This is a genomic window from Pedobacter sp. (genome assembly GCF_035566355.1).
Classification (GTDB): domain Bacteria; phylum Bacteroidota; class Bacteroidia; order Sphingobacteriales; family Sphingobacteriaceae; genus Pedobacter.
Map to the genome: position 1 here is coordinate 1 of NZ_DATMRL010000733.1, position 8,826 is coordinate 8,826.

The 8,826-nt window shown below is 35.7% G+C and carries 11 protein-coding genes; 3 read left to right on the top strand and 8 right to left on the bottom strand.

What is annotated here, in order from left to right:
• Positions 1-257, top strand: a 257-nt coding sequence (locus VNZ46_RS29075) for a hypothetical protein (RefSeq protein ID WP_325565170.1), incomplete at its 5' end; no start/stop codon positions are given.
• Positions 258-316: 59 nt separating this feature from the next.
• On the opposite strand, the gene VNZ46_RS29080 is transcribed toward VNZ46_RS29075, so the two are convergent.
• The 4 genes from VNZ46_RS29080 to VNZ46_RS29095 all read right to left on the bottom strand — a co-directional run bounded on the left by VNZ46_RS29080 (position 317) and on the right by VNZ46_RS29095 (position 2,918).
• The gene (locus VNZ46_RS29080) at positions 317-727 is read right to left on the bottom strand and encodes a hypothetical protein (RefSeq protein ID WP_325565172.1); all 411 of its coding nucleotides are present in this window, start codon (positions 725-727) and stop codon (positions 317-319) included.
• Between the two features lie 72 nt (positions 728-799).
• Positions 800-1,546, bottom strand: a complete 747-nt coding sequence (locus tag VNZ46_RS29085) for a metallophosphoesterase (protein ID WP_325565174.1) — start codon at positions 1,544-1,546, stop codon at positions 800-802.
• A gap of 447 nt (positions 1,547-1,993) precedes the next feature.
• Positions 1,994-2,410: a hypothetical protein gene (locus VNZ46_RS29090; protein ID WP_325565176.1), complete on the bottom strand. Its 417-nt coding sequence runs from the start codon at positions 2,408-2,410 to the stop codon at positions 1,994-1,996.
• Between the two features lie 112 nt (positions 2,411-2,522).
• Positions 2,523-2,918 (bottom strand): DUF5071 domain-containing protein, encoded by a 396-nt coding sequence (locus VNZ46_RS29095; protein ID WP_325565178.1) that lies wholly within the window; start codon positions 2,916-2,918, stop codon positions 2,523-2,525.
• 901 nt (positions 2,919-3,819) lie between these two features.
• Here VNZ46_RS29095 and VNZ46_RS29100 point away from each other — a divergent pair.
• Positions 3,820-5,850, top strand: a complete 2,031-nt coding sequence (locus VNZ46_RS29100; protein WP_325565180.1) for a S9 family peptidase — start codon at positions 3,820-3,822, stop codon at positions 5,848-5,850.
• 155 nt (positions 5,851-6,005) lie between these two features.
• A complete protein-coding gene (locus VNZ46_RS29465; RefSeq protein ID WP_414693547.1) occupies positions 6,006-6,149 on the top strand; it encodes a DUF4143 domain-containing protein in 144 nt (47 codons plus the stop codon).
• A gap of 477 nt (positions 6,150-6,626) precedes the next feature.
• On the opposite strand, the gene VNZ46_RS29105 is transcribed toward VNZ46_RS29465, so the two are convergent.
• The 4 genes from VNZ46_RS29105 to VNZ46_RS29120 all read right to left on the bottom strand — a co-directional run.
• On the bottom strand, positions 6,627-6,959 hold the full coding sequence (locus VNZ46_RS29105; protein WP_325565182.1) for a hypothetical protein: 333 nt from the start codon (positions 6,957-6,959) through the stop codon (positions 6,627-6,629).
• A gap of 170 nt (positions 6,960-7,129) precedes the next feature.
• Entirely contained in the window at positions 7,130-7,462 is a 333-nt protein-coding gene (locus VNZ46_RS29110) for a hypothetical protein (protein ID WP_108553126.1), read from the bottom strand.
• A 279-nt stretch (positions 7,463-7,741) separates the two neighbouring features.
• Entirely contained in the window at positions 7,742-8,107 is a 366-nt protein-coding gene (locus tag VNZ46_RS29115; RefSeq protein ID WP_325565186.1) for an SMI1/KNR4 family protein, read from the bottom strand.
• 490 nt (positions 8,108-8,597) lie between these two features.
• On the bottom strand, positions 8,598-8,826 hold a 229-nt coding region (locus tag VNZ46_RS29120; RefSeq protein WP_325565188.1), incomplete at its 5' end, for a hypothetical protein.

An 8,826-nucleotide genomic window follows, 5' to 3' on the forward strand; every position in this document is an offset into this window, starting at 1 on the left:
CCGATGTACAGATTATCTGGGGTGTTATCCTGGGCATACCTAACACACACGCTATAGATGTTGATCAGAACAATTTGCCCTTTGCTGAATTTAACGATTTGATTTGGAAAAATGGAAATATTCAGCATCCAGAAGCTATAATTGAGATTATCTGCTTTGATAGTGGTTATACTATTGTGAAGTTTCAGGATCAGGGTTTATCGGGTAAATTCAAGGATTATTTTGATGAGGCTGTAGAGCTAGAGTCTTACAAATGAGAGCTTGTTCTATAAAAAGAGTAGTTTAAACTTTAATAGGCGTGGGAATGTTTAGTTGGCTAAAAATATCTTCCCCAATCATCAAGCTTTGCAGAAATTTCTAAACCAGTTGGATAATCAATAGAGAAAAAATTATGGTTCCAATTAAAATCGTTCTTATACTTCACAATTTTTAGATTGCTCGTCTGTAAGTTATCCGTTTTTATCAAAAAACTCTCATTATTTGGCCGTACCCTATTCAATGCTTCGTGAAGCACCTCTTCATTTTCGAGATATGTATTATTTTCAATTATATTCAATATAATATCTGCCCGCACAAAATATTTCAGTTCAATACATGCGTAAATCTTTTCAGCCTGATCATCGCCCATTGCCACCAAATTACAATAATAAATTTCACCCCCATCGCTTTTACAGAAAGCAGAGATAATATTATCGTACCAATTATAGATGATGATTTCTTTGAACATTATAGATTAGTTTAATTCCCCGTATTTTCTTCAAATTCCATATAAGTTTATTATCGCAATTTTCCTCATGATTTATATGTCGATTATTAACTCCTTGTTGTAGCCATTATACTTTTCATCAAGATAGCCATGTGGATTACATATAATCTCTGTTTGACCTATCTTATATCTTATTGGAGCATGAATATGCCCATGTATCCAATACAGTGGATTATATTTCGAAATCAAATCCTCAAGATTAGAAGCGTACGCGGAAGTTACCGGATCATTTTTGTATAATTCAGGAACAGATTTTATACTCGGTGCGTGGTGCGTAATAACCACATTCTTATAAGCCTTAGATTCTTCCAGGCTTTCCTCTAACCACATTTTTGAAAACTGGTGAATCTTATAAGTGTCTATAGTTCTCAATTTAGAATAGGAAGGATCCCGGCGAATTTGTTTATAGTCATTCATCTTAGCCTGACAGATAATCCCATACTCAACTGGGCTTCCAAACAAGGAAAAGTCTGTCCATAAGGTTGTGCCATGAAACCTTATCCCGCCGAACTCAATTCTGTTATTTTCAAGAACTGTTACATTTGAGCCCCTAGATGCCTCAATGATTTTATGGAGTGTCTTTGGATAGGAACCTTTGTAGTATTCATGATTACCAAGAATATAAATTACAGGTATGTTTGGAATATACTTTTTTACCCATTCAACCCCTTTCGTCCCAAGATTGGTATCACCAGCTAAAATGACAAGGTCAGCATTTTTAAAGCTTGGATCTGAAATCCCAAACTCTTGATGTAGGTCGCTAATAATCTGTATTCTCATTTTTAAGAGATGACATCACCATACTTATCAAGTTCTGTTTGACACTTAGAACATGTATTCCCCCCGAACAATATCTGATTTTGATTTTTGGGAACTCTTATCATAGGTTGCTTAGTACTGCAGACAGGGCAATAAACTCTTTTAAAGTTCAACCCATATTTTGATTTACGCTTACTCATTATGATGAGCCAGATGATAATGCCAAGCGTTATACTTACAGTCAGAATTAAGCTGATGTATATATTCATTTTACCACTGAAATTGATTGTTGCTAAATATCGTTTATTTTTTATTGAAAGCTTAATGCTCATTTTCTTTTGAAAGAGCAATGAATACCGCGATTCTGAGCTCCACCTCAAAATCTATATATTTTGAAAGAATTAGTCAGAAACCAAACAAGACTCATGTTGGATATTAATGAAGATATTTTGAATGCCAATTTAGAACTTACGAAGGCATATTGTCGTTTGCAGATTGAGGATTAGACTGCAAACTTTTAATCCAGGTTGCAAAATAAGTCCTTTGCTCTTCTATAGTACCTATCTCATCAATCATCGCAGGTTCGAATATGTCCACAAGATCATCTAATGTTCCCTGTTTTCCAAGTTCTAGTCGATAAGCTTTTAGTCCATTACTCATTTGCAGTGCCATTCCTGAAGAGTGAACATTCTTGGCAGCCCCCATACATAATGCAAACCAGTTTTTCTTTTCCAATTCCGCCCTTATCTGCTTAAAGCATTCAAAGAAGTTACTACCTGAAGCTTGATATGTTCCTAAGTCATTAGCTTTAAGGCTGAGCAAAGATTTACCCTGCTCAGTTTTTGCCTCAAGATCAGCCTCCAAAGAGCAGCCTTCTTTACTCAAGATAGTTATTTTTTTAAGTTCAATCACCCGAAAACCTATATGTGTTTAGATACCATTAGTCAGACATCAAACAATGTCCATGCTGAATATAGATAAAAACATTTTCAATGAACTAACCGCATAAAACTTTATTTGCAATGATTTCCCTTGCAACTTCATCAACCGTATCCTCGGCATCAATTTTTGATGGATGTTCTGCTATTCTTTTCAGAGCCTTTATTAAAATCGGATCAAGTTTTTTCTGCGATCGTTCAATCAAACCACAAAGAACAAAATATTTCCACATGCTATCATTTGTATTTAAGACAAATAGTAATTCTTGCGTTATTTCATTAATATGAGGAACTAAGTATCCTGCAATACCCTCAGCCACTTCCCAATGTCCGTCCTGAAGCCATTCCAACAACTCAGGAACATCTCTTCTGATGGTTTCAAATGGTAAATATTTAAGACGCTCAACGGCTGCAACATCACTAGTGTTTTTGGGTATATAATCTATATTTTTCATAATTTATCCTACTCCTATGACCAAAGCCTGAACTTTTTTTTGCATTTATAGCTGTTTCCACCTTCGTTCTTTTTCGCATAGATCATTGGAATTTACTATTTATTCTCAATGATAAGCTCCAGAGAAGTCTTCTCTAATGATTAACACATGTCAATAATCGTATCAAAACTATCTGATCCTTATTCATTTGAACAAGTGGATCTAATTTTTGTAAACGCTAATTCTATTGATCCTGACACCAAACTCTCAATAGCTGCTCTTATATTTTTTTTACTTAGATCTTTTACAATTAGTAAATCGCTTGCATAGAAAAATGGCTCATGGCTTTCAGTCAATAAATAATCCAGATTAGATATTGTAAATAAGGTACCAAAAAAACGTCTCCATTTTCTAAAACAACATTGATATCAATGTTGTCATTAAATATGTCTGCAACCTGATATCCAGTAGGAAAAATAATTTTAAATCTCATAATTAGTTAAAACATGACTTAGCAAGTCAAAGAAAACCTGTCTTTATTACTATCTTATCGTCTCTATTGGTAGTGTTAAATTTGGACCAACAAACTTGTTACGGTTAGAATCCGGCCATACTTTCGATAAATTCTATTTAACAGCTATTGTTCTTTAGTACTTTGAATCCTTTGGCAATAATTTTGATTTCACTTCCAGTAGATATGGTTTTAATAACATAACAAAGGATTGGACCAGAGTTGGCGATTATCCTAATGGTGAGGTTAAATTTGAATTGAGTTACCGGAGATGGGTTGAAAGGACGGGTCATTAACACCGTAAGAAGTTATAATGGCAAAAATGTCTATGCATAAAAGAAATCACCGCTAATTTTCAATTAAATAATTCATTTTTGTAGCACAAAACATTGTATTCTAATAAAACCATCAATGAAAAAGATATCACTACTGCTTTTGTTCATCATGCCGCTCATCCTGTTTGGTCAGGAAAAGAATGTGATGACACCTGAATTACTTTGGTCCTTAGGTAAAGTCGCCACTTTAGGTAACAGTCCGGATGGTAAAATACTTTTTTATAAAATAGGTAAGACTGATTTGACTACCGAAAAGACAAGCAACCAATACTTCCTTCTGAATGTTGATAACGGACAACAAACAAAGACGGATCTATTGGGTGACAAAACGTTTGTTCAATGGGATAAAAATGGTATTTATGCTATAAAAGGCGCAGAACTTTTCTTAAGCACGAATATGGGGAAAACCTGGAAAACAGTTTCGTCGCAATTGAAAGATGCTGAAAATGTGGTTGTTTCTCCTGATGGTCTATGGATTGCATTTTCTAAAACCATCAGCTTTTCTAAGGTTTTGGGTAAGGAAATTTATAATGACGTTCCGAAAAGTACAGCGCAGGTTTATACTGATTTAAACATCCGCCATTGGGACGCCTGGAATGAAGGAAAGGTTTCTCATGTTTTCGTTTCAAGCACCAATAATACGGGTGCGCCTGTTCGCGACCTCTTAGAGAACGAACCTTATGATGCGCCTCAGAAACCATTTGGTGGTGCAGAAGATTTCATCTTTAGCCCCGACAGTAAATCGATCCTATACGTTTGCAAAAAGAAGATCGGCAAGGCCTATGCTCAAAGCACCAATACCGACATTTATGCTTATCATATAGGAGATGCAAAAACGACCAATCTTACAGAAGGGATGATGGGATATGATATGGCTCCTGCTTTCAGTAAAGATGGCAAAAAACTGGCGTGGTTAAGCATGAAACGTGATGGCTATGAAGCAGATAAAAATGACGTCGTGGTTATGGACTGGGCCACCAAGGTTAAAATGAATGTGACCTCTGCATGGGATGAAACTGTTGACGGTGGCTTTTCCTGGAGTACCAACAGCGACCATATTTTCTTTAATGCTGCAATTAAAGGAACGAAACAGTTGTTTTCGGTAAAAGTTCCTGCAAATCTTATGGCTCGTATCTCGCCCCCGGTTATACAAATTACTAAGGGTGCTTTTGACATTACAGGTATTTCTGCACAAAATGGAGATCATTTAATTGTAACCCGTACGGATATGAATCATGCAACTGAATTATTTAACGTGGATTTGAAATCTGGGAACATGAAGGCTGTTACCCATGCAAATGATGCAGATTATGCTCGTATTGCCATAAGTGATACTAAGCTGCGTATGGTAAAAACGACTGATGGCAAGGAAATGGGTGTATGGGTAGTTTATCCGCTAAACTTTGATCCTGCTAAAAAATATCCGACGTTATTGTATTGTCAGGGTGGGCCGGAATCTTCTTTAACACAGTTCTACAGTGTTCGGTGGAATTTTCAGTTGATGGCTGCAAATGGGTATATTGTTGTGGCTCCTAATCGCCGTGGTATGCCTGGATGGGGTGTTGAATGGAATGAGGCTATTGCTAAAGACTGGGGTGGGCAGCCTATGCAAGATTATCTTTCGGCTATTGATGATGTATCGAAAGAGAGTTATGTTGACAAAGATAGATTGGGTTGTGTAGGTGCGAGTTATGGTGGGTACAGCGTATATATGCTGGCTGGCATCCACAATAATCGTTTCAAAACTTTTATTGCTCATGATGGGTTGTTTGATATGAAAAGCTGGTATGGTACAACCGAAGAGCTTTGGTTTGCTAATTTTGATCTGGGTGGTAATTACTGGAGTAACCCTGTGTCTAAAAGCTATACTGAATTTAACCCTTCTAATTACATCAGTAAATGGAATACACCGATAATGGTTATTCAGGGTGGTATTGATTTTCGTGTTCCGATTGAACAAGGGCTGGAGGCTTTTCAGGCTGCGCAGTTAAAGGGTATCAAAAGTAAATTATTATATCTGCCAAATGAGAACCACTGGGTATTGCATGCGCATAATGGACTGGTATGGCAAAGGGAATTTTTTAGCTGGTTAAAAGAGACTTTGTAGGATGGATAATGTAATATTAAATTTGCACGGATGATTAAAAGAAGAGTAGAAAAGCAAGTGGAGGAAGCACTCAAAAGAAGTGCATCTGTAGCACTGATGGGACCTCGTCAAGTTGGAAAGACTACTATCGCTATTAATATCAGCGAAGTAACACCATGCTGGCACATCTTCAGGGAGGAATAACCAATGCTTCACAAATTGCTAAAAGCCTTGAATTAACCTCCACAACAATTAGCCGGTATCTGGATTTAATGGTCGACTTATTGTTGGTACGCCGTTTACAACCTTGGAGAAATTGACCTCATCCTAGAGTTTTCCGGCAGCAAAAAGTGGGCTATTGAAATTAAACGGAATTCTTCACCAAGTCTTTCAAAAGGATTTCATTTAGCCTGTCAGGATAGGTTTTCTATGACATCAGACATTACTGCCATATCTCTTACCGGGTTAATGACGGAACTACTGCAAATGCAATCTTAGTAACAGTATGCAGTATGGGATTAGAATCCAAATGCTATCACAGGGCGCTAAAGCGGGAAAACTGAGGTTGTTTGCATTCTCAACAAGATCTATGCTGGCCTATAATTTTAATTCTTTAGAATCATTCAGGTATAATTCAACAAATTCTGAGAAGGAATTTGCAATCTTTTGATATTTTTCTCCACAAAGGATATATACTTCATTTTCATCTGAAAAGTCTTTGCGTTATTTTTCGCATAGATCATTGGAATTTACTATTTTTTCTCAATGATAAGCTCCAGAGAAGTCTTCTCTAATGATTAACACATGTCAATAATCGTATCAAAACTATCTGATCCTGATTCATTTGACCAAGTGGATCTAATTTTTGTAAACGCTAATTCTATTGATCCTGACACCAAACTCTCAATAGCTGCTCTTATATTTTTTTTACTTAGATCTTTTACAATTAGTAAATCGCTTGCATAGAAAAATGGCTCCTGGCTTATAGCCAATAAATAATCCAGATTAGATATTGTAAATAAGGTACCAAAAAAAACGTCTCCATTTTCTAAAACAACATTGATATCAATGTTGTCATTCAATATGTCTGCAACCTGATATCCGGTAGGAAAAATAATTTTAAATCTCATAAATGATTGTCTGCTTTGATAGTGGTTATACTATTGTGAAGTTTCAGGATCAGGGTTTATCGGCTAAATTCATGGATTATTTTGATGAGACTATAGAACTGGAGTCTTCTTACAAATGAGTAAAGAGACTCACCAAATTATGGACCTCTAGAAATTGCTAATAAAACTATTTATAACAAACTATAATTCCCTTCATCAAAATTGTAATCCTCCAAGTTGGTAAGTGGAGTAATGTATTCAATTATATCTTTTTCGATGATTATATCATATTCGCGGGCTATCAAGTATCTGCAAACCGGGCATCTATCCGATTCTGAGACCCCGTAAACTTTAACTTTGTTAAGCCCAGGAACTCCAATATCAGCTCGCCCCCACTTTATTTTTTCACCAATAAGGTACTCATTCTGCCAAGTATCGCCAAATTTGAATTGAATATTATCTATAAACAATACGTTGCAATTCTCGCATTTTGCATTTATTTTTAAAATATTGTATGCTCCCATATTAGAATCCTTTAAAGGGAATAGCTGCTGCCTTCATAAAATCTGACATTTTGTATCCCTTGTAATAACTGTAGCTCTATTTTTAGCCACACCTCCAATTATACGTCTCCTATGCTACAAGTCTAGCTTACTTATTCCCATTTATTCCAGCTCGATTCAAGAGACTCTCTCCACAATCCTTCACCAATAGGCAGATTTACAATTGGTTCCAACGTATTACCAATTCCTAAGATTGTTCCTAATGGAACAATCCAAGACAAATGATTGATAAATAGCCTCTCAATCCAACCCTATAAAGTCTGTAAAATTTTTACTCTTAAAGATAGCCTCATCTTTTGACATTGCTATAAAAGGCAACTCAAAAATAAAACCAGTTGCCTTTTCTATCGCATATGCGTTCCCTCCTCCGTCTGAGCCAAAAAGAAAAAAACCTGGAGCATATTCTTCAACTCCATAATCTTCATTTAGCTGTATTATTTCCGGTATCGGCCACAAAATCACATAATAATCTTCTGTCCTAATTTGAGCACCATCAGATTTTTTAAAAAAATCTAAAAAATCATTAGGTAGAGCAAAGTGCACCGCTTCAAGGAAAGTATCCATGGCATCTGCATCAACGGGTGGATTTCGTTCTATTTTCGCCATATCTGTGTTATTATTTATTTATAGTTCTCATCATCGAATTCCAAAACTGAGTATAAGGATTATGTTCTTGCCTTGTCAACAATATTTTATTCAATAAATCCGTAAGACTGACCTACCCTGGCTTTAAGACACCGATAAAGTCAAAACCTGGACAACATCCATCCAACTATTTATTAAACCTTCATCAGACAACCTTTTATTTATTTGAAGGACAACAATATATTGAATTGAATCCATCACAGGTAATATTGTACAAATTATCTGATATATTGGGCTTTCACCAATAATCAGGATAGTTACATGAAAATGCCCCCAATTAGTGTTTAACTATTTGGGGGCAGTGTAAAATATTGACTTCGGTGTTAATTAGTTATTTTATTCTTTGAGGCTATGCTAATATTGCAGCCAATTGCTTTGCATTAGCATTTAAACTAACTTCTCCATCACCATAGTTCGTAGATAGAGGCTTGACTACATTTTGCACACTACGTTACCAATTTTTCGTTTTTTTATCTTTTAGCTCCCTGTCAATTGCTTTATATTGTTCAAAGTCAATTGGCCCAATCAAACCCATACTGCTTTGTTGACTAGGATCCATCATATAAGCTTTTTTATCTATCAAATAATAAATATAACTGGAATTATCTAATCGAGTATTTCCATTACTATACAAATACCCCCTGACTAATATTTTATCTCTATTGTAGATTATTTGGTTT

Coding starts and splice junctions, on each gene's coding strand:
- VNZ46_RS29100 (WP_325565180.1), top strand. CDS start 3,820: ATGAAAAAGATATCACTACTGCTTTTGTTCATCATGCCGCTCATCCTG.
- VNZ46_RS29080 (WP_325565172.1), bottom strand. CDS start 727: ATGTTCAAAGAAATCATCATCTATAATTGGTACGATAATATTATCTCT.
- VNZ46_RS29110 (WP_108553126.1), bottom strand. CDS start 7,462: ATGGGAGCATACAATATTTTAAAAATAAATGCAAAATGCGAGAATTGC.
- VNZ46_RS29095 (WP_325565178.1), bottom strand. CDS start 2,918: ATGAAAAATATAGATTATATACCCAAAAACACTAGTGATGTTGCAGCC.
- VNZ46_RS29465 (WP_414693547.1), top strand. CDS start 6,006: ATGCTGGCACATCTTCAGGGAGGAATAACCAATGCTTCACAAATTGCT.
- VNZ46_RS29085 (WP_325565174.1), bottom strand. CDS start 1,546: ATGAGAATACAGATTATTAGCGACCTACATCAAGAGTTTGGGATTTCA.
- VNZ46_RS29105 (WP_325565182.1), bottom strand. CDS start 6,959: ATGAGATTTAAAATTATTTTTCCTACCGGATATCAGGTTGCAGACATA.
- VNZ46_RS29115 (WP_325565186.1), bottom strand. CDS start 8,107: ATGGCGAAAATAGAACGAAATCCACCCGTTGATGCAGATGCCATGGAT.